The organism is Capnocytophaga sp. (genome assembly GCF_030532915.1).
Taxonomy (GTDB): domain Bacteria; phylum Bacteroidota; class Bacteroidia; order Flavobacteriales; family Flavobacteriaceae; genus Capnocytophaga.
Map to the genome: position 1 here is coordinate 1 of NZ_JAUNKD010000035.1, position 21,616 is coordinate 21,616.

Consider the following 21,616-nt stretch of genomic DNA (forward strand, 5'->3'; position numbering starts at 1 on the left):
ATGCCATAGTGCAAAGATATAAAAAATAGACAGATTATAATGGGTTAGCTATAATACATATTTTAACGACAAAACATACAGATAGAAACAAAAATCTTTGCCAAAGCACAAAAACTTTGGCAAAGACAATCATATATAAGATGAAAAATAAAAAAACCGATACAAAAACCAACAAAAACCCGTTGTCATTAAAGAAAAAACACAGCTCCTAATCCATTTTCGGAAGGAATTATGGTTTGTTCTTTAAATCTTTAATGGTTTTTATAGGGTCTGCGGAAGAAAACACAAAGCTTCCGGCTACTAAAACATCGGCACCGGCTTGCATCAACAGACCTGCATTTTGGTTATTAACCCCCCCGTCGATTTCAATAAGGGTGTGGGCATTGTTTTTAACGATAAGCTCTTTTGCCTGACGAATTTTTTTGTAAGTATTCTCAATAAATGATTGTCCGCCAAACCCCGGATTGACACTCATCAGCAAAACCACGTCAATATCAGCGATAATATCTTCCAACACACTAACCGGAGTGTGCGGATTAAGCGCCACGCCGGCTTTCATTCCTTCATTTTTAATGGCTTGAACGGTTCGATGCAAATGTGTACAAGCCTCATAATGAACGGTAAGCACCTCACTACCTAATTTTTTAAACGTACTGATGTATCTATCAGGTTCAACAATCATCAAATGCACATCTAAAGTTTTTTGAGCATACCGATTGATGGCTTCAAGCACGGGCATTCCGTACGAAATATTCGGAACGAAAACACCGTCCATAATATCGATATGAAACCAATCGGCATCACTTTTATTTACCATTTCGATGTCGCGTTGCAGGTTTGCAAAATCGGCAGCAAGCATTGAAGGGGCTAAAATCATCTTTGTTTGTCTTTTTTGATTTAAATATTGGAAAATTGTATGCAATTAGGTATAAAATCAACTAACACAAACCTTTAATCATCAAGTATATCCGATTAAAAATTTGTGTTAATTCATTTTATTAGCGTCCTGTTAAAGGTATGTTTTTAAAATTTTACTTCGTGAAGTGTGCTTCAACCGTCGGATAGCTTTTTCTTTAATCTGACGAACGCGCTCACGGGTAAGTTCAAAAGTTTCACCAATTTCTTCAAGGGTCATCGCGTGCTGATTGCTCAACCCGAAATACAACCGAATCACATCGGCTTCACGAGGAGTGAGCGTTTCGAGTGCGCGCTCAATTTCGGTTCGTAATGAATCTAAAATCAGCTCTTTATCCGGATTTGGAGATTCGCTACTGCGCAAAACGTCATACAGGTTTGAATCCTCGCCCTCCACCAAAGGTGCATCCATTGAAATGTGTCGTCCGGCATTTTTCATCGATTCTTTTACGTCATTGACCGACATATCCAACTCTCTGGCGATTTCTTCGGCAGACGGAACGCGCTCGTGAGCCTGCTCCAAATAGGCGTACATCTTATTGATTTTGTTAATCGAACCGATTTTGTTAAGCGGCAAACGCACAATACGCGATTGTTCCGCCAGCGCTTGCAAAATTGATTGACGAATCCACCAAACGGCATACGAAATGAACTTAAAACCGCGTGTTTCATCAAAACGTTGCGCTGCTTTTATAAGCCCAAGGTTTCCTTCGTTAATCAAATCAGGAAGCGTAAGCCCTTGGTTTTGATATTGTTTTGCCACCGAAACCACAAAGCGCAAATTTGCTTTTGTGAGTTTTTCCAAAGCGATGGTGTCGCCGGCTTTGATGCGTTGCGCCAGTTCAACTTCTTCATCGGCAGTAATTAAATCAACTTTCCCAATTTCTTGAAGGTACTTGTCAAGGGAAGCGGTTTCACGGTTGGTTACCTGTTTGGTAATTTTTAGTTGTCTCATTAAAAAATTATCCTTATTTTTGTGGTTTGTATCTATTCATATTGTGTTCCATTCCATTGTACGTTTAAAAAGGTAAAAAAGTTACAAAACACAGAAAGTTTAACATTATTTAACTAATGAAATATTCCTTTATCATTCCCGTATATAACCGCCCCGATGAGGTTGATGAACTTTTAAGAAGCCTTACCAAACAAAGCTACCCCAATGATTTTGAAGTAGTTATCATTGAAGACGGCTCATCAATCCCTTCGAAAGAGGTTTGTGAAAAATACAGCGAAATACTGCAAATCAAATATCTTTTTAAGGAAAACTCCGGACCGGGGGCTTCGCGCAATTACGGAATGGAACGTGCTGCAAATGATTATTTTATCATTTTAGATTCGGATTGTTTGTTGCCGGAATATTATTTGGAGGCGGTAGATGATTTTCTGCAAAAAAAATACGTGGATTGTTTTGGAGGTGCAGATGATGCAGACGCCAGTTTTACGGACATCCAGAAAGCCATCAATTACGTAATGACCTCACTTTTAACTACGGGAGGCATACGCGGAAACCATAAAAGCGTTCAAAAATTTGAGCCTCGCAGTTTTAATATGGGGCTGTCACGAAAGGCTTTCCAAGCCACCAAAGGCTTCGGGAAAATACACCCCGGTGAAGACCCCGATTTGGTAATCCGATTGTGGCAACAAGGATTTGAAACAGCCTTTATTGAAGATGCTTTCGTGTACCACAAACGCCGAATTTCGTGGGGAAAATTTAAAACACAAGTGAGCAAATTCGGGCAAACACGCGCCATTTTAAACCACTGGCATCCACATACAAAAAAAGCTACGTTTTGGCTACCTTTCTGTTTTTCAGTAGGGTTACTAACTTCTGTATTGTTTGCTTGTTTGGGATATTTTGAAGGATTGTATGTTTACGGCTGTTATTTTATTTTTTTGTTACTTGACAGCTCCCGAAGCAATAAAAGTCTGAAAATAGGAATATTATCCGTATGGGCGGTTTTAGTTCAGTTTTTCGGTTATGGTTTCGGATTTTTTTCAGCCACTTTAAAGCTCACATTCTCAAACAAAAAACCGGAACAACTTTTTCCGCATTTGTTTTTCAGATAGACAGAAAAAAATCAGTGATGTTTCATCACTGATTTTTTATTTACTTTTGAAGTTTGTTATTCTTTTATACGCTCAACGTATGTTCCTTTTTCGGTTTCCACCTTAATTCGGTCGCCCTCATTAATGAATAGCGGTACGTTTACGGTGGCTCCGGTTTCAACCGTTGCTGGTTTGGTGGCGTTGGTGGCTGTATTGCCTTTCACTCCCGGCTCAACGTGAGTTACTGTAAGAATCACGTTTGCAGGCATTTCCACTGAAAGTGGCGTTTCGTCTTCGGCATTAAAAATAATCATTACCACTTCGCCTTCCTTTAATAATTCGGGATAATCAAGCATATCTTTTCGGATATTAACCTGATTGTAATCTTCGGTGTTCATAAAAACGAAGCTGTCACCTTCGGCATATAAATATTGAAACGAACGGGTTTCCACACGCACGTCTTCAATTTTGTGTCCGGCTGAAAACGTATTGTCCAATATTTTTCCGGTGGTAACGCTTTTTAGTTTTGTACGAACGAAAGCGGGACCTTTTCCGGGTTTAACGTGTAAAAATTCGATAATTTTGTAAATGTCGTGATTAAAGCGGATGCATAATCCTTTTTTAATATCTGCTGTTGTTGCCATTTGATAATTATTAATGTATAAAATTTTATTGTTTTAGAGCGCCAATCCTCCTGTGTATCCTTTCATTACGCCTCGCGAAGAGTTTCGGATAAAATCCAGAATTTCATCGCGTTCGGGTGTTGCTTCCATTTCGGCTTCAACAAAAGAAAGCGCTTGGGTAATGTTGTAATTCTTTTGAAAAATAATTCTGTAAATATCCTGAATTTCCCGTATTTTTTCGGGTGAAAAACCACGTCGGCGCAATCCTACGGAATTAATCCCGACGTATGAAAGCGGTTCGCGTGCGGCTTTCACATAAGGCGGAACGTCTTTACGAACCAATGAACCTCCTGTTACGAAAGCGTGATTCCCGATGGAACAAAATTGATGTACGGCTGTCATTCCTGCCATTACAACGTAATCGCCAACGGTAATATGCCCGGCAAGGGTTGTTCCGTTTGAAAAAATACAGTTATTACCAACGATACAATCGTGCGCAATGTGGCTATAAGCCATTATTAAACAATTACTTCCGATAGCGGTTTTCATACGGTCAAGGGTTCCGCGGTTGATGGTTACGCATTCGCGAATAATCGTATTATCGCCGATAATCACCAATGATTCCTCACCTTTGTACTTCAAATCTTGCGGAACGGCAGAAATGACAGCACCGGGAAAAATGGAACAATTTTTACCGATTCTGGCACCTTCCATAATGGTTACGTTAGGACCTATCCAAGTACCCTCGCCAATTTCAACATTGTTATGAATGGTTGTAAAAGGTTCAATCACAACATTTTTGGCAATTTTCGCACCGGGATGTACGTATGCTAAGGGTTGATTCATCTTCTTTTTGTTTATTCTTTAACTTTTACGATCTGTGCCATTAACTCGGCTTCTGTTGCCAGTTTTCCGTTTACGTAAGCATAACCTTGCATATGGCAGATTCCACGCCGAATGGGGGTGATAAGCTCCAACTTAAAAATCAATGTATCACCGGGTTGCACCTGAACTTTAAATTTAACATTGTCTATTTTCATAAAATAGGTCAAATAATTTTCAGGGTCGGGAACCGTTCTTAAAATCAATACGCCACCGGCTTGTGCCATCGCTTCGATTTGCAAAACACCGGGCATTACGGGCGCACCGGGGAAATGCCCTACGAAAAACGGCTCGTTCATCGTTACGTTTTTCATACCAATGACGTGTTTGTCAGAAAGTTCAAAGATTTTATCAACCAACAAAAACGGCGGGCGATGCGGCAAAAGTTTCATTATGTCAGTGGTATTCAACAAAGGAGGTTGATTGACATCAATGAGCGGAACGTTATCGCGACGTTCTTTTTTTATTATTTTTGAAAGTTTTTTGGCAAATTGTGTGTTGGTAAAATGCCCCGGCTTGGTAGCAATAATTTTTCCGCGAATGCGCGTACCTACCAACGCCAAATCACCCATCACATCTAACAACTTATGGCGTGCCGCCTCGTTGGAATAGTGCAGGGTAAGGTTATCTAAAATTCCGTTCGGATTCACGGAAATATGATCTTTATTAAATATTTTTTTGAGTTTTTCCATCGTTTTTTCCGAGATTTCTTTGTCTACGTAAACGATGGCATTATTCAAATCACCTCCTTTGATAAGCCCGTGGTCCAAAAGCATTTCAAGTTCGTGCAAGAAACTGAAAGTACGCGCATTGGCTATCATATCCTTAAACTCAGAGAGTTTGTTAAGGTAAGCGTTTTGCGTGCCTAAAATTTTAGTACCGAAATCAACCATTGTGGTTACTTGGTATTCCTCTGACGGAATGATGGTTATCTCGCTTCCGGTTTCTTCATTTACGTATGAAATTACTTCCTTCACGACGTATTCCTCACGCGGTGCATCTTGTTGCTCAATACCGGCTTGCAAAATGGCTTCAACAAAAAAGCGCGACGACCCGTCCATAATCGGAGGCTCAGAAGCGTTTAATTCTATGGTTACGTTATCTAAATCCATCCCGACAAGAGCCGCCAAAACGTGCTCACAGGTTTGGATTTTTACGCCTTTTTTCTCTAAAACGGTTCCGCGTTCGGTATTGGTTACGTAATTTGCATCGGCTTCAATAACCGGACTTCCTTCCAAATCCACACGAACGAAGGTAAACCCTTGGTTAACAGGTGCCGGTTTCAAGGTCATTTTTACGTTCTGCCCCGTGTGCAAACCAACACCTTCCAGTGTAACTTCTTTTTTTAAAGTATTCTGTTTTACCATAAAACTTTATTTATTTTCTAAATATTTTTTTTCAATGTCCAAAAATCGTTTCATCAATGAAGGTAATTTCTTGAAAATCACATACGATTTATTATAATCGGAATACCCGATGGCGGGCGCTCCTTGCAGCATTTCATCATCTTCCACATTTCGGATAACCCCCGATTGCGCCTGAATTTTCACGCGATTACCAATGGTTAAATGCCCCACAATACCCACCTGACCGCCAATCATACAGTTCTCCCCTATTTTGGTTGAACCGGCAATTCCGGTTTGGGCGGCAATAACGGTGTTTTTGCCTACCTCAACATTATGAGCAATTTGTATTTGATTATCTAATTTTACGCCTTTACGAATGATGGTTGAACCCAAAGTGGCTCGGTCAATGGTACTTCCGGCACCGATATCCACATAATCTTCAATGATTACATTCCCGATTTGCGGAACTTTATTATAAAAACCTTCTTGAACGGGCGCAAAACCGAAGCCATCGGCTCCTAAAATCACACCGGCGTGAAAGGTGCAATGTTTCCCGACTACGGTTTCGGAGTATATTTTACAACCGGCAAACAGGGTAGTATTATCGCCAATTGTAACATTATCACCAATATAAGTATTCGGATAGATTTTAACGTTATTGCCAACAACCACATTTTCACCGATATACGAAAATGCCCCGATATAAACATCTTCGCCGATTTTTGCCGATTCTGAAATAAAAACCGGGTTTTCAATACCTTTTTTGTTGAGTTTAATTTGATTGTAGTATTCCAATAGTTTTGAAAAAGCCGAATAGGCATCATCAACCCGCACCAAAGTAACTGAAAGCGGACTTTCTGCCTCGAAAGTTTTGTTCACAATCGCCACAGAGGCTTTTGTAGTGTATATATGATTTTTGTATTTCGGATTTGCCAAAAAAGTGATGCTCCCCTGCTCGCCTTCTTCAATTTTTGAAAGTTTGTATACCTCCACGTCAGGATTGCCCTCAACCTCTCCACATAATACGTTTGCTATTTGTAAAGCTGTAAATTTCACTTTTATAATTTTAATATTTTAAAAATCAATAATTTAAAACCCAAAACAATTTGTTTTTCACATCAAAAAACAACTGCTTTTGTGATTTCCGCAACAAAAATATAAAAATATTTTAAAAAAATGGTAAACATTTTCTTTTTTTAAAATTCGAAACCGCAAAAACCCAAGGATAATTTTACGATTTCCATCAGTTGTGAGTCATTAATTTAGAACGGATAATTTATTCCGATGTTAAACACGGTATTTCGCATTGCAATATCTGTAAACCAACGTCTTCCTATTTCATTTGCCGGATTGTATATGCGGTTTGCCACATCCAAACGAATCACAAAAAAGCCAAAATCATAACGCAAGCCTACTCCCGAACTCACACCAATGTCTTTTAAGGACGAAAAATTAGTAAATTTAGCCGTATCAAAAGGCGAATCGTCAAGCACATTCCAAATATTTCCGGCATCGGTAAAGAGTGCCCCTTTAAAAGCACCCGCAATCGGGAAACGATACTCTAAATTCAGCGTGAGTTTCATATTGGCTTCGTTATAATCAAGGAACGAACCGCTACCACCGGGACCTAAACTATATGCCTTCCAACCCCGATTATCACTCGACCCGCCCGCAAAATAACTCTGCGAGAAAGGCACATTGGTTGAGTTTCCGTACGGAATGGCAATCCCGAAAAAACTACGGAATGCCAACGAGGCATCTCGCCCTAGCGGAAAATGTTTGATGTAATCAAACTCTGTTTTTATGAATTGCGCGTACTTTACGCCTAAAAATTCCCCCGTGTTGGGTTGGTTTCTCAATGACCTGTAAGTTTTTGATAGTAAACCTAATAAATTTCCGGCACTTTCAACCTTCACCCGAAATTGTGAAAAATCGCGTTCAAAAAATTGAGAATTATTATTCAACACGAAAGTATAACTCGTTGAAAGGATAAAATCATCTTGCACAAGGCGATTATGGCGCTCGGCTATGCTCAAAACCGAACGCACATCGGCATCACTTAACGCGGGCTGATTGTCCACCAACACCGAGCGCATAAAATGAATCGCTCCGCCTTGCGTGGTGGTTAAATCTCCACCCGCATCCACCCATTGAGGGTCTAACGGATAATTTTTGGCAATGTCATTCAGCCGATTGTAGGTGGCGCGATATACGTTAAAAAAATTCTGCGGATTCAGATTATGAACATATTGCACGTTAAACAAATCAAGCACGGCTCGGTTTTTTTTGGGACTCCACGCATAACGTAATACCCCCGTTACGTTCTGTTTGTCAAGTCCGATATTTTTTTGATAACTCGTACCTACCTGAACAATCGTTTGGGGTGTCATCGAATACGGAATCAGCTTTTTAGTATTGAACAGGAACAAAATTTCGGGAAAAATAAGCCGTACATCACCACTAATTTCTGACATATTGAAAAACTGAGGGTCGTCCGAATTAGTTTGTGAAGCGAACGTTCCCTGCATATTTACTTCTAAAATTTCGCTTTGCCTGAAAATATTCCGCGTGGAGAATGAAGTTCCTAACGTAATTCCAAATCGCTCAATTTCAGAACGTTTAAGTTCATTGGTAAGCCGAAGTGAAAATTTATCCATCGGCACCAAATAAATATTGGCGTCGAGTTGTGTTTGTAACGAATCGTTTTCGGCATATTTAAATTCAATGTTCGGATACCTAAAAATCCGTAAGTTATTAATTTGCTTATAGGTAAGGCCCCTATTTTCATCCGAATAAATCGCTCCTTTTTCCAAAGCCGAAGCCATCTTTAAAATGCGGGGTTTGTATTTTAATTTCCCTCTGTAAAAAATAGTCAAATCTTTGTATTGGATTGAATCCAAATCAGTATTTCCTTTGGTGTAATCATAATCCGCAAAAATACGGATGTTGTTCATTTTGTGTATTTTATATACTTTTTTGGTAATTTCGTCGCCATCGCGCTCAATCAAATCATCGATAATGGTGGTTACTTCCAACTTTTGGTCGTTGTTGGTTTCGAGCGTATCGCGTTTAATTTCAAAGTTGATTGAACTCGGCTGAAAAGTATAAAATCCGTTATTTCTAAAAAGCGAAGCCAAACGACTGCGTTCACTACCAAAATCACTTAACTGATATGGCTTTCCGGATTTTAAAAAACTCTTATTCAAATGTTTACGATAAACCGAATCAATCTGTGATGAGGCTATTGAAGTGTGCAGGGTATCCAAATAATAACGCTCACCGGTTTGAATGTAGTACGAAACATTGGCTCGTTTTTTATCTGTATCAGGGTTATAAAACGTACTGTCACTGACACTTGCGTTAAAATAACCAATGCTGTTATAGTACGATTTTAAGTAATTAACCGATGATTTTGTCTTTGCCGGATTCAAAATAACAGGCGCTTCACCAATATTTTTCAATTGGTTATGCAAACCCGAAACCAAAAAAGATTGTTTCAGGCGCTGTACTTGTTTTTGTGATAAAATTCGCTCCAAAGTGCTGTTCCACTTGGAGTTACGGTCAAGCCAATCTTGAAAATCTTCCTCCGGATTGGGCTTTGCGGCATTGTAAATATACAAACCCAAAGGCAAGCCCAACAAAGCCGCATTTGGTTTTTGTATGATAAAATTATCTATCTTTGCATCTTCCGTTTTGGTAGCGTTCACATAAACGGTATTTTTACCGAGCAAATACTGCCCATCAGGAACTCTTTTAACAGCGTTACACCCTGATAGAAAGACGATTAAAAGTAAAAAAGATACTATTTTAATTAAAAATAACCTCACAAACTTTTGTTTTTAGGGCTCAAAAATACATATTTTTTATGGTTAGCAAAAATCAAATTAAACTTATTGAGAAGTTACAGCAAAAAAAATATCGTTTTCAGCATCAAATGTTTATCGTTGAAGGCAAAAAATCAATTATTGAATTTCTGCAAGCCGATTTTGAAGCGGAACACATTTTCGTTACCGATTTCTTTTCGGAAAAATTACCCAAAAACAAAACCATCGTTACTGACAAGGAAACTCTGAAAAAAATCAGTTCGCTCAAAAACCCCGATGAAGGTGTGGCTATTTTTAAAATCCGAAAACCACAACCCATTCAACATGAAGGACTTATACTCGTTTTGGACGATGTTCGCGACCCCGGAAATTTAGGAACAATCATCCGTCTGTGCGATTGGTTTGGCGTGCAGCAACTGGTTTGCAGCCTCCAAACCGCCGATTGTTACAACCCAAAAGTAGTGCAGGCTTCAATGGGTTCACTTGCTCGCACAACAATACACTACACTGATTTACAACATTTTATAAAAGAGACCCAACTCCCCGTTTACGCCACCGCAATGACAGGAAAAAACAGCTATCAAACCCGTTTCCCTGATGATTTTATTTTGGTAATGGGCAACGAAGCCAACGGAATTTCGGAAGAAATTTTTAAATTTGCCACAGAAAAAATTACCATTCCGCGTTTCGGAAATTTACAACAAACCGAAAGCCTCAACGTTGCCACCGCCACCGCCATTTTGCTAAGCGAAGCACGACGAACATATTAAAAATCAAACTAATATACAAAATGTCAAAACATCAAACCCGCATACGACAAGCACTGCAAACCCTTGAAAATAACGATATTTCATTGGGCTTTCGTCAGTTATTGGATTGTGCCGCCGACACCCAAAATATGGAAATTTACGCACAAGCCATAAACCTCACCGACTGGAAGGAAAACAACCCCGCCAATGCTTCCGAATTTGTGCAACGAGCAAAAAACCTGCTCGACGAAATCGGTAAACACAAGGTTGATGAAACCAATCGTGAAAATCCCGTTTTGATAGCAGAAAATATTCAGAAACAATACGGACAAAATTATTTTTCATTAGGGCCGGTTTCCGTGGCGATAAAAAAAGGACAAGTTTACGGGCTTGTGGGCGAAAACGGCAACGGAAAAACAACCCTACTACGCATTCTGGCGAAAGATTTATCACACAACAGCGGGGCGCTCACCTATAATTTCAAAAAATCCCCTAAAAACGAGTACGACCTGAAAACCAAGCTCGTTTACATTCCGCAACGCACCGCCAAATGGCACGGAAGCCTCAAAGAAAACCTAAAATTCGTGCTGGCGAATTACAGCATAGCTCCCGCCGAAAACGAACTGCGTACCTTGATGATGATTGCCCGATTGGGACTTTGGAAATACAAAAACCTGAAATGGAGTGAATTATCTTCCGGATATAAAATGCGTTTCGAGCTTGCCCGCACGCTACTACGCCAGCCCGAACTGCTTTTGCTTGACGAACCGCTCGGAAATTTAGACGTGATGGCACAACAAATCATCTTGGAAGACCTTAAAATGATTGCCAATTCGGTTAATAATCCTATTGCACTGATTTTGAGTTCACAACAATTGTACGAAGTCGAAAAAATTTCCGATAAGGTTATTTTTCTGAAAAACGGAAAATACACCGACAATTCGGCACAAAATCAAGAAATAAACACCGAAAATCCGTTGATTGTTGAAATTGACACCACCGCCTCGCGCGAGGAATTATACGCGGCTTTCACATCGCTTCCGCTTGAAAAACTCAATTACAACGGCGGAATTTATGTAGCTTATTTTCAAACCAATACCGATTTTTCGCAAGTGCTTTCCCGTTTGGGAGAAGCAAAAACCAATATCACGTATTTGCGTAATATTTCAAGTTCAACCCGACGCTTTTTCGTCAATTAATTCGTAAACGTATGTACAAAAAAATAGACCAATTTTTGCTGGAACGCTATCCTTCCGTTTGGAACACCAAAATCTTTTGGATGTTTGCCGTAAGCCTACCCGTGCACCTTTCCTTTTTTGCGATAGGCTGGGCATCACTGAGCGAATCGGATTTGATAAGACTTTATTACAGCCCTTACACAAGCGACTATTTCGTTACTCCGTTTTTGTTGCATCTGATTATTTCTATCTTACTGATTGTAGGCTGGTTAGTAATGTTATTCAAACACAATGCCTTTAAGAATTTTTATCCGAGCAATCCGCTGAAACTCTTCGGGCAGTTTGTGCAATATTTTGTGATTCTCTCGTGTTGCATTTTGTTTTCTATTTCCTTTCTTTTCGGAATAAAACTCAAAGCAAACATCGTATATACAGATGATTACGTTAGTAAATTAATTGAAAAATACGCCACCGAAGCGGAAAACAATCCGCAAACAAGCTACACGGACAATCACCCTACGGTTTTTGAGATGACTGACCAACAGCAAGATACACTAAGAACAACCTCCGAAAACGAAAACGTAGCATTAATTGAAGAACCTAACGATAATCTTGTAACGGATGAAGAAATTATCGACACGTATAATCCGTATCACGAAAGTAAAATCTATAATTTAGAATCAAATCTTGAAGAAATTGACGAAATATCAACAGTTACAATCATTTTGGCGCATCTCCCTTGGATATTTTCGTTATGTTTATTGATTTTCTGTTTTCGGGTAACCAACTTACGAACGCTACTCTTTACCATTATTTTTTCAGGGGTTTTGTCACTTACATTAGGCATTTTTTCATTTATTATGGCTATGGGTGTAGGTGGCGATTCCGTTGCTTGGCTGTACATTTTAACGGCATACGGCATCATTTTGGCATCGATTGGGTTGGTGGGCAAAATTCCGAAACTATTTTCGGGTATTTTGATTAATTTCTCGTTGCTTTTCTTTGTTCCGGCAACTTTTGGCGCATTTGCACAAACAACTGATTTTATGATTTTTGAAAATAACTTTATTGAAGTAAGTTATTTTATTTTCGGGTTGGGATTTGTATTCGTGTTTCTTTACACGCATCTGTTGCACAAATGGCGTGCCTTACCCGAATAATTTTAAGAAATTGAAAACTTTCCATAAAAAAATAATCATTTATGAAAAAAAATACAATTTTTTGGAGGATTCTTCCCTTAATTTTTCTTTTTTTTGCAGCCGCTTGCAAAGAAAAACAGAACGAAAAAAACATTGAACCAATGAAAGAACGCAACAAAAAAGTAGTCTATCAGGTATTTACACGTCTTTTCGGAAACACCAACACCACCAACGAGCCTTGGGGAACGAAAGAACAAAACGGCGTGGGCAAATTTTCGGATTTTACCGATAAAGCCCTGCAAGAAATCAAAGATTTAGGAGCCACACACATCTGGTTTACAGGCGTTCCACATCACGCTTTAGTGGGCGATTACACCGCTTTTGGCATCTCGAACGACGCTCCCGAAGTGGTCAAAGGGCGTGCCGGCTCGCCCTACGCCGTGAAGGATTATTACAACGTAAATCCTGATTTGGCTGACAATCCCGCCAACCGATTGGAGGAGTTTAAAGCCCTTATCGAACGAACGCACAAGAACGGACTCAAAGTCATCATCGACATTGTGCCGAATCACGTTGCCCGCAACTACGAAAGTATTTCCAAACCACACGGGGTCAGAGGTTTCGGTGAAGACGATGACACTTCGGTTGCCTACCACGTGAACAATAATTTTTATTACAACCCAGGCGAATTCTTCCAAGTACCTGATTATCCGCACGATTTTCGTCCGTTAAATGGCGAACCGATTGCCGAAAATCAAAAATTTCACGAATTTCCTGCCAAATGGACGGGCAACGGCTCCCGCAAATCCAAACCCGATTTCAACGATTGGTACGAAACCGTAAAGCTCAATTTTGGCGTGCAACCCGACGGCACAAAGGATTTTCCCGAGCTTCCTGATGATTTTTCCGACAAGGATTACAAAACGCATTTCCAATTCTGGGAAGGAAAAAACTTGCCGAATACGTGGCTAAAATTCAGAGATATAGCTCTTTTTTGGTTGGATTTGGGTGTAGACGGATTTCGTTTCGATATGGCGGAAATGGTGCCTGTTGAGTTTTGGAGTTTTCTGAATTCCAACATCAAAATGAAAAATTCAGATGCGTTTTTGCTAGCGGAAATTTACAACCCGAAAGCCTATCGCGATTATATCCGCAAAGGAAAAATGGATTATTTGTATGACAAAGTACAGTTGTACGACACGCTTCGTGGGATTATCTCGCACGGGCGTTCCACTGATGCTATCGCACCGATTCAGAAGGAGTTAGCCGATATTTCCGAAAATATGCTTCACTTTTTGGAAAACCACGACGAGCAGCGTATTGCCTCGACCGAATTTGCCGGATATGCCGAAAAAGCCAAGCCCGCAATGGTGGTTTCAAGCCTCATCAGCGATGCTCCCGTGATGATTTATTTCGGACAAGAAGTAGGCGAAAAAGGAGCGGAACGCGGTGGCTTTGGCTCGCCTTCACGTACTTCCATCTTTGATTATGTGGGCGTTCCGGCACATCAACGCTGGATGAATAACAAAGAATTTGACGGCGGGCAACTTTCTGATAATGAGAAACAATTGCGTGATTTTTACAAACGCCTGCTCAATTTGGACGTGACCGGATTTTACGCCGACCTGCACGACCACAACCGAAAATACTCCGAATTTTACAACAACAAAGTGTATGCCTTTGTGCGTGGCGATGCCGAAAATCGTTGGGTTATCGTTGTGAATTTCAGCGAGCAAGACGGCTTTGGTTTTGACTTGCAACTGCCTCAATTTGTGGCGGGAAGCTGGTTTTTAAACGACGGAACCTACACCGCTACCGATGCCCTCTACGGAAATGAAAAAACAACACTCCACGTCCGAAACGGACAGGGTAAAATGCGGGTGGATATCGCTCCGTTACAGTCGTTTGTGTTTAAAATTGAAAAGTAAAATGAATAAGCCTATGCCTCATAAGCTTGGGAAAATTGGCAAAATGAAAACAAAAAAACACAACTATTTATTTGAGGCACATCAACAATATTTGAAAAAATCACGGTTTTTAAAACAAAAACCGTGATTTTTTATGTGCTAAACAAATCTTCAATACCATTGCTGCTTTGGTCTTTTATTTTAATAAAAATTCAATTCTTTACTTAAAACTTTAACAATTCAGCAATTTTAAACAAACTGAAAAAAATCTTTTTTACAGAAATTAATCCGATTCAAAAATACAAATCAGATTATTTTTCCATAAAAAATGCCTCTTTTTCAGAATATATTTTATTCAAAAAAAACATTTACTTTCTTTGATTTTTAATATTTATACATTAACTTTGCCTTGTATTTATCAAAATACCAGTGTTTTTTATAGAAAATTGATATTTTTCCAAAACATAAAATTCATAACAAATAGCTATTTTTTGCTTATATTGAAAGAAAAATGTTAAAATTTTGAATTATTGGAAAACATTTCAGTGAATTACAGTATTTATGCTTTCGGTTACCAAACGGTAACGAACGTGTAAACTTGAATTTTGTTTTGCGCAAACAATCAGAAAAAATTGTTTTTAACCAATATTTTTTGTATATGAAAAGAGGACTTTTATTACTTTTCCTTCTGTTGAGTGCCTTCACGTGGGCTCAAAAAAAAATTGAAGGTAAGGTGCAAGATCCCAAAGGCGTTCCGCTCATGGGAGTAAATGTTATCGTAAAGGGAACAAACAAGGGAGTTTCTTCCGATATTGATGGTATGTTTGAATTGAAAATACCACAAGAAGGGGTAATCATCGAATTTTCCGCTATCGGATTTAAGAAAACCGAGAAAAAGGTCAGCGGAAAAGATAAATTTATTCTCATCACTATGGAAGAAGATTTGATGGAAATAGACGAAGTAATTGTTACTGGTTATCAATCGGTTGACCCTACTAAATTGGCTACTGCTTACACCAAAGTGGAGATGAAAGACTTTGAACGTAAAGGGGCTCCTGACGTCATTTCAAGACTTGAAGGACTTTCAGCAGCTTTGGTAATGAGTGCAAATCCTTCTAACCCAACCGGTTCACCTGAATTTTCAATTCGTGGTGTTTCTACACTGAACGGTGGCACAAGACCACTTATTGTTTTAGATGGTTTTCAATATGAAGGAAAAATGGAAGATATCAACCCCTATGAAGTGGAAAGTGTTACATTACTTAAAGATGCTGCTTCGGCTGCCATCTACGGGGCAAAATCATCTAACGGAGTAATTGTCATTACAACCAAAAGAGGACGAGAGGGCAAACTCCACATACAATACACTAATAATTACACCTTTCAAGATAAAATGGATTTAGGGTATTTGGTAAGGCGTCCTTCATCGTCTGATTTAGTAGATATTCAGTATGATATTGCAAAAAATTCCGGAGATAACTTATACAGTTACAGACATTTGTATGAAACTAATCCAAATGCAAGATTTGACACAAAAGCTGGCTCTCTTAATCGGGTCGCTTACCTATTTGCACAGCAAAAGTATGGATACATTACCCCACAAGAGTTTGAACAACAAATCAATCAACTCAGAGGATATGACAACCTACGTGATATCGAAAATTTATACCTGCAAAACCCTTCTACCAACCAGCACAACTTTACCGTTCGTGGTGGCTCTCAGGCGTTTAATTATCGAGGAACACTTAATTACACGAATTCTACCGGAAATATAAAAGGAAATTCTAATGATAAATTGTTGTTTGATTTTGTAACAAACACTGTTTTCTCTCCTAAGGTGGATTTAGATTTTCAAATAAATATGACCTTTAATGACCAAAAGAGAAATAATTTAAACCATCAAGACAGTGAGTTGTACTCAAGCAGTTTACCGTTTACAATTAGTTCATATGATCGTTTTTTTGATGAAAACGGACAACCTTTATCAGTTTTTATTCCATTCAGTCGTAATTCCAAAGACATACTTTTTGGAGGAAAAGACCCCTATGAAATTGAACGTTTAAAACAAAACGGGCTTTTAGATGAAACGTACATCCCTGCCTCTGAGTTCGGTAGATATACAGGTATTAATAACAGCTGGTCAACACGTGTACAAGGAATGCTCAATACCAAACTAATGGAAGGTCTTTCGCTTTCGTTAGGGGGACAACTTAGTAAAGGTGTTTCTCGAAATTCGTTCTTGTATGACGGCAATTCTTGGTATATAAGGCACATTATCAACAACACAACTCCACTTGATTATTTTGGTGACCCTAATTATTTAAACATTCCGTTAGGTGCAAGGTTTGTGGAAACTCGTGGTGAGTCGTTACATTATTTGTTAAGAGCTCAACTTAATTTCCAAAAAAACATTGATAACCACAATTTTAATATTGTCTTAGGAGGTGAAGCACAAGAAAATAAAAACCAAACAACCACGATTGACCATTTAGGGTATGACCCCCGTTCGAGTTTGTTTTCCATAGTGAACAAAAAAGATATTACAGGTGGATTTTCACAGACATTCCACCCAAGTCGTGATGTAACTGGATTGGATTTCAATGACTTTTTTGGAGAATCACAAAACCGCCACATATCGGCTTACGGTAATCTTATTTATACATTCAACAGCAAGTACATTTTTTCAGGAAGTATCCGTTTAGACCAGTCCAACTTATTCGGAACCGACCCAAAATACCGTTACCGCCCATTTTGGTCAGCAGCCTTTCGTTGGAGAGCCAGCGAGGAAAACTTCTTGAAAGATAAAAATATTCGTCTTGATTTACGTGTTACATACGGTATCAACGGAAATATTGCCAACAAATACGGACCTTTTGATATCGCCACACAATCTTATATATTCCGCGCCGGAAGTATTTCACAATATATAACCGATTATAAAGTGAACGATTTACGTTGGGAACGTACCGCTACTACCAATATTGGTTTTGACTTAGGTCTATTCAAAGATAGAGTAGAAATTAATTTTGACTATTATCGTAAAAACACTACTGATATCTTGTCAAAGTTAGAAAATGACCCCACCAAAGGGCAACTCTTAGTTCCTGCAAACGATGCCGAAATGTATAATAACGGGTTTGAATTGCGTTTGGTTACCCAAAATATCAAAACTTCCAACTTTTTGTGGGAGACTCAACTTAATTTCACATACAATCAAGCCAAAACTACACGAGTTACTTTTGATTACAACAAAAGACCCTATCAATTTGCAGGAAGTTTGTTAAATATTGAAGGGCAAGCACCACGTTCTTTATATGTGTATCAATTTGCAGGACTTGATAATGAGGGATACGCACAAATTCGAAAACTTGACGGAAGTCTTGTTAAAGTAGATATTACTCCTTCTGCCAATGATCTTCTTACATTTGATGATTTGAAATGGGCAGGACATACAATTCCTACACACGTGGTATCAATGAATAATAATATCGCTTACAAAGGGCTTGCTCTTTCATTTTTGATGATATATCAAGGTGGACACGTAACTTTGAAGGACACTTACGACGGACGATATTTGGCAAATGAAATAGGTTTTATTCACACCGATGTAACACGTGCCTGGAAAAAACCGGGGGATGAAGCCATAACTGATATTCCGAAAATAGCTTCTGCTTCATATAGTAACATTATACGCGGAACCGACAAGAATGTAATTCCAGCTGATTTTTTACGCCTAAGAGACGTAACTCTTAGTTATCAAATACCAACTCAGCATTTGGCAAAAACACCTTTTAAAGCTTTATCATTTAACATAAGAGCCAATAACTTATGGTTATGGACAAAAAATAATGAAGGCATTGACCCTGAGCGACACGGTTTAGGGAATCGTTATGCACGTACCCCGAAAAGTTACTCAATGGGGGCTGTTTTAACCTTTTAAAATTGAAATAAAATGAAAAAAATAGTTTATTTAGTTGTACTGGCTGTTACATTCACAGCTTGCGACTCATTTTTAGATATTGAACCCAAAGGAAAAGTAATACCGAGAACCATAGATGATTATAACTTACTTTTAAATGGTTCGGAACACACGATGCACTCACTTTATAATGAAGACATTCTGGCATTAACTGCCGATGACTATATACTCGACCCGCCCAATGCGGGTGCTATGGCTGACATTTCTAATCCGGATTATCAGGATTTTCAACTGTACACTTGGGGTGAATATCGGTTTTATAACGAAGGGGTTCCTGTTAGTGCTTGGAACACCGCTTATGAGAATCTTTACACTTACAATAAAATCATTAATGAAGTAATGGAAGCAGCTCCCGGTCTTGAATTTTCACGGGAAAGTGACAAGCTTCGGGTACGTGCCGAAGCTCTATACGGAAGAGCTTCCGAGTACCTATTTTTAGTAAACACCTTTGCCAAAGCATATAGCACAACGGCAGGTACTGACCCTGGTGTACCTATTGTAACTAAAGCTGATATTACCCAAACAAACCTCACACGAGCTTCCATAAAAGAAGTGTACGATTTTATTATCAATGATTTGGAAAATGCATTACCGGATCTTCCACAAAGGTCGTATCTTTTCACACGCCCCAATATTTCTGCCGCTTATGCACTACTCGCTAGAACACATCTCTATAAAGGAGATTATCAAAAAGCAAGTGAATACGCCAGCAAAGCGCTAGAATCAAATATTTATGTATTGTTTGATTACAATTATTTAGCACCTGGTGGCAGACAAATAAGAGACCGATATCAACAACAACAGTATGTTTCTCGTTACTTTGGTGGTATAATTGGTTACACAAATGGGCATCTGTCGGATAGTTTTAAAAATAATATTGACCAAACCAACGATAAACGCTATACATTATTTTTCCAAGAACAAGGGTATAAAACAACTTTTTTGTATTACAATTCTTCCGTTTCTGTGGGAGAAATGTATGTTACACGTGCCGAATGTTACGCTCGCTTGGGAAAAAAAGCAGAAGCCATCAAAGATTTGAATGCGTTACGAAAGTTTCGTATTGAAAATGCCACCTATACCGATTTGCAAGTTACTGATTTTGCAACAAATAAGGATTTGATTAAATTTGCACTGGAAGAAAGAAGACGCGAAATGGTCGGCTCTCAAACCCGCTTATTTGATGTTAAACGAATGAATTTAGAGCCTGATTTTGCCGTTACCATAATCAAAGAATTTCAAGGAAAAACCTACACCGCTGAACCTAATTCAGGGAAATTGGTACTTCCGATTCCGGCACAAGTATTGAAATTCAACCCTTCGTGGAAAAGAAACTAAATCACATAATTGCCAGCTTGATTTTTTCGGGCTGGCAATTCTTTCTGTAAAATAATTAACATATTCATAATGAAAAAAATAAGTTTATTTTTAACCACTATCTGCATTATCGGTTGTGCTACGCCTGAAAAGAAAAACGCTATGCTCTCAGGGAAAATATCGCAGGCTTCCGAGAATAAGGTAGTGATGAATCTCCCTATCGACGGGAAAATTTTTATCGGTAATAATCAGGAAATTACGGTTAATCCCGACGGAACATACCAAACCGAAATTCCTGCCGGAACCGAAGGAATCATTTCGCTCTACAATCATTTCTCGCCTGCCTATCTTTTGGGCGGACAAGAAAACTACACGGTTGATTTTCAAGGAAACAGAGCTTTTTACGACACACAAAGTGAAAAAATATTTCGACTTTTTTCCGAATTGAATTTATTTTCCGAATCGCGAAGCGTGGTTGATGTAAAAAAATATCCCGATTTTGAAAGCAAAAACAAATATTACGCTGAATTGCTTGAAAGCGGTAAAAAACGAATCACCGAAGCAAAAAAAGAGCTTTCTCTTTCCGAAAAACAATATCAAACGCTAAACAATTTGTTTGAAATACGGGTGGCGGACTTGCAATCTACCGATTTTTTCTTTTCATTCCGCACTTTTTTTGAGCAAAATCCTGAAAAAAGCACTGAATTTGCCGAAACTTACCTAAAAAAATGGGAAGAAATATACGAAAACGCTTTCAAAAACCCGAATTTCTTTACTTATGAAGGAACTCCGGCGTTTATTTCGCGTTACAAATTGCTGAAAGACATCAAAAATACTGGGCAGTTGCAATTCGGAATGAATACCAAACCTTATTTTGTTACCGAAACCGATTTCATTCGTGCCAACTTACCTGCTCATTTAGTGGAATTTGCATGGGCAAACGCTATGTATGAGGGCATTATGCAAGGAAAATTTGAAAAAGAATGGATTACAAATTTTGATGAATTCAAATCGCAATTCCCTGAAAGTAAACTAATTCCGATTTTAAATCCGTTTATCGAAAAAGTAGTGGAATACAACCGCGAGGACAATAGTTTCGCCGTAAATTTCGTTGATGATTATCAGAATATCAATACGTTAGAGCAACTTTTTGCTAAATATCCCGGCAAAGTACTTTATATTGATGTTTGGGCAACTTGGTGTGTGCCTTGCCGTGCGGAATTACAACATTCCAAAGAAAATCATCACATTTTAGAGGAAATGGGCGTGCTTCCCGTATATCTTTCTATCGACAATGACAACGCCGATGAAGGCTGGAAATCAATGGTTAAGAAACTTCAATTGGAGGGCGTTCATTTGAGAGCCAACAGCCAACTCAAAGAAAAACTTGACTTTATGAAAGCGGTTCCGTACTATCTTATCGTAGGGAAAGACGGCAAAATCAAAATCAATCCCGCTAAACGCCCAAGCGACAAACAGGAATTGTTCAATCAGCTGAAAATGTACTTGTAAGCCATTTTCATTATAAAAAACGCTTAAATTTAAAAATTACACGATTGTCCGTTTATGGTTTTAAACGGACAATCGTTTTTAATTAAAAAATGTGGGAAGACCAAACACATTTTAAAACATATAGCCAACTCAAAATAATTTGTTGTTGTATTTTTCAAAAAGTTCATAAGGCGAACACCTTGTCCTACGTCTGATTTTC

15 protein-coding genes are annotated in these 21,616 nt (G+C 38.7%); 8 read left to right on the plus strand and 7 right to left on the minus strand.

Annotation, left to right across the window (positions count from 1 at the left end; translation table 11 throughout):
• Positions 1–229 precede the first annotated feature (229 nt).
• Both rpe and Q4D72_RS09905 read right to left on the minus strand, forming a co-directional pair.
• On the minus strand, positions 230–877 hold the full coding sequence (gene rpe / locus Q4D72_RS09900; protein WP_303077695.1) for a ribulose-phosphate 3-epimerase: 648 nt from the start codon (positions 875–877) through the stop codon (positions 230–232).
• A gap of 132 nt (positions 878–1,009) precedes the next feature.
• Positions 1,010–1,870, minus strand: coding sequence for an RNA polymerase sigma factor RpoD/SigA (locus Q4D72_RS09905; protein WP_303077696.1), 861 nt, complete (start codon positions 1,868–1,870; stop codon positions 1,010–1,012).
• A gap of 116 nt (positions 1,871–1,986) precedes the next feature.
• On the opposite strand from Q4D72_RS09905, the gene Q4D72_RS09910 reads away from it, so the two are divergent.
• Positions 1,987–2,982, plus strand: coding sequence for a glycosyltransferase family 2 protein (locus Q4D72_RS09910; protein WP_303077697.1), 996 nt, complete (start codon positions 1,987–1,989; stop codon positions 2,980–2,982).
• A gap of 56 nt (positions 2,983–3,038) precedes the next feature.
• Here Q4D72_RS09910 and efp read toward each other — a convergent pair whose 3' ends face one another.
• The 5 genes from efp to Q4D72_RS09935 form a co-directional block, all read right to left on the minus strand.
• Positions 3,039–3,605 carry an elongation factor P gene (efp, locus tag Q4D72_RS09915; RefSeq protein ID WP_303077698.1) on the minus strand — a complete coding sequence of 189 codons (567 nt, stop codon included), beginning with the start codon at positions 3,603–3,605 and terminating at the stop codon, positions 3,039–3,041.
• 33 nt (positions 3,606–3,638) lie between these two features.
• Positions 3,639–4,430: an acyl-ACP--UDP-N-acetylglucosamine O-acyltransferase gene (lpxA, locus tag Q4D72_RS09920; RefSeq protein ID WP_303077699.1), complete on the minus strand. Its 792-nt coding sequence runs from the start codon at positions 4,428–4,430 to the stop codon at positions 3,639–3,641.
• An 11-nt stretch (positions 4,431–4,441) separates the two neighbouring features.
• Positions 4,442–5,833: a bifunctional UDP-3-O-[3-hydroxymyristoyl] N-acetylglucosamine deacetylase/3-hydroxyacyl-ACP dehydratase gene (locus Q4D72_RS09925; RefSeq protein ID WP_303077700.1), complete on the minus strand. Its 1,392-nt coding sequence runs from the start codon at positions 5,831–5,833 to the stop codon at positions 4,442–4,444.
• 6 nt (positions 5,834–5,839) lie between these two features.
• Entirely contained in the window at positions 5,840–6,868 is a 1,029-nt protein-coding gene (gene lpxD / locus Q4D72_RS09930) for a UDP-3-O-(3-hydroxymyristoyl)glucosamine N-acyltransferase (protein ID WP_303077701.1), read from the minus strand.
• A gap of 206 nt (positions 6,869–7,074) precedes the next feature.
• The gene (locus Q4D72_RS09935) at positions 7,075–9,624 is read right to left on the minus strand and encodes a BamA/TamA family outer membrane protein (protein WP_303077709.1); all 2,550 of its coding nucleotides are present in this window, start codon (positions 9,622–9,624) and stop codon (positions 7,075–7,077) included.
• Between the two features lie 53 nt (positions 9,625–9,677).
• Between Q4D72_RS09935 and Q4D72_RS09940 the strand changes: the two genes are divergently transcribed.
• From Q4D72_RS09940 to Q4D72_RS09970, 7 genes are all read left to right on the plus strand, one after another.
• The gene (locus tag Q4D72_RS09940) at positions 9,678–10,406 is read left to right on the plus strand and encodes an RNA methyltransferase (RefSeq protein WP_303077702.1); all 729 of its coding nucleotides are present in this window, start codon (positions 9,678–9,680) and stop codon (positions 10,404–10,406) included.
• Positions 10,407–10,426: 20 nt separating this feature from the next.
• Complete coding sequence (locus tag Q4D72_RS09945) at positions 10,427–11,584, plus strand: ATP-binding cassette domain-containing protein (RefSeq protein WP_303077703.1); 1,158 nt, start codon at positions 10,427–10,429, stop codon at positions 11,582–11,584.
• A gap of 11 nt (positions 11,585–11,595) precedes the next feature.
• Positions 11,596–12,723, plus strand: coding sequence for a hypothetical protein (locus Q4D72_RS09950; protein ID WP_303077704.1), 1,128 nt, complete (start codon positions 11,596–11,598; stop codon positions 12,721–12,723).
• Between the two features lie 140 nt (positions 12,724–12,863).
• The gene (locus Q4D72_RS09955; protein WP_303077705.1) at positions 12,864–14,630 is read left to right on the plus strand and encodes an alpha-amylase family glycosyl hydrolase; all 1,767 of its coding nucleotides are present in this window, start codon (positions 12,864–12,866) and stop codon (positions 14,628–14,630) included.
• Between the two features lie 637 nt (positions 14,631–15,267).
• Positions 15,268–18,549, plus strand: a complete 3,282-nt coding sequence (locus Q4D72_RS09960; RefSeq protein WP_303077706.1) for a SusC/RagA family TonB-linked outer membrane protein — start codon at positions 15,268–15,270, stop codon at positions 18,547–18,549.
• A gap of 12 nt (positions 18,550–18,561) precedes the next feature.
• Entirely contained in the window at positions 18,562–19,926 is a 1,365-nt protein-coding gene (locus Q4D72_RS09965; protein ID WP_303077707.1) for a RagB/SusD family nutrient uptake outer membrane protein, read from the plus strand.
• A gap of 69 nt (positions 19,927–19,995) precedes the next feature.
• Positions 19,996–21,417, plus strand: coding sequence for a TlpA disulfide reductase family protein (locus Q4D72_RS09970; protein ID WP_303077708.1), 1,422 nt, complete (start codon positions 19,996–19,998; stop codon positions 21,415–21,417).
• Positions 21,418–21,616: the final 199 nt, after the last annotated feature.

Excerpts from the sequence above, each read along its gene's own strand:
- rpe (WP_303077695.1), bottom strand. The coding sequence starts at position 877 with ATGATTTTAGCCCCTTCAATGCTTGCTGCCGATTTTGCAAACCTGCAA.
- Q4D72_RS09905 (WP_303077696.1), bottom strand. The coding sequence starts at position 1,870 with ATGAGACAACTAAAAATTACCAAACAGGTAACCAACCGTGAAACCGCT.
- Q4D72_RS09910 (WP_303077697.1), top strand. The coding sequence starts at position 1,987 with ATGAAATATTCCTTTATCATTCCCGTATATAACCGCCCCGATGAGGTT.
- efp (WP_303077698.1), bottom strand. The coding sequence starts at position 3,605 with ATGGCAACAACAGCAGATATTAAAAAAGGATTATGCATCCGCTTTAAT.
- lpxA (WP_303077699.1), bottom strand. The coding sequence starts at position 4,430 with ATGAATCAACCCTTAGCATACGTACATCCCGGTGCGAAAATTGCCAAA.
- Q4D72_RS09925 (WP_303077700.1), bottom strand. The coding sequence starts at position 5,833 with ATGGTAAAACAGAATACTTTAAAAAAAGAAGTTACACTGGAAGGTGTT.
- Q4D72_RS09940 (WP_303077702.1), top strand. The coding sequence starts at position 9,678 with ATGGTTAGCAAAAATCAAATTAAACTTATTGAGAAGTTACAGCAAAAA.
- Q4D72_RS09945 (WP_303077703.1), top strand. The coding sequence starts at position 10,427 with ATGTCAAAACATCAAACCCGCATACGACAAGCACTGCAAACCCTTGAA.
- Q4D72_RS09950 (WP_303077704.1), top strand. The coding sequence starts at position 11,596 with ATGTACAAAAAAATAGACCAATTTTTGCTGGAACGCTATCCTTCCGTT.
- Q4D72_RS09955 (WP_303077705.1), top strand. The coding sequence starts at position 12,864 with ATGAAAGAACGCAACAAAAAAGTAGTCTATCAGGTATTTACACGTCTT.
- Q4D72_RS09960 (WP_303077706.1), top strand. The coding sequence starts at position 15,268 with ATGAAAAGAGGACTTTTATTACTTTTCCTTCTGTTGAGTGCCTTCACG.
- Q4D72_RS09965 (WP_303077707.1), top strand. The coding sequence starts at position 18,562 with ATGAAAAAAATAGTTTATTTAGTTGTACTGGCTGTTACATTCACAGCT.
- Q4D72_RS09970 (WP_303077708.1), top strand. The coding sequence starts at position 19,996 with ATGAAAAAAATAAGTTTATTTTTAACCACTATCTGCATTATCGGTTGT.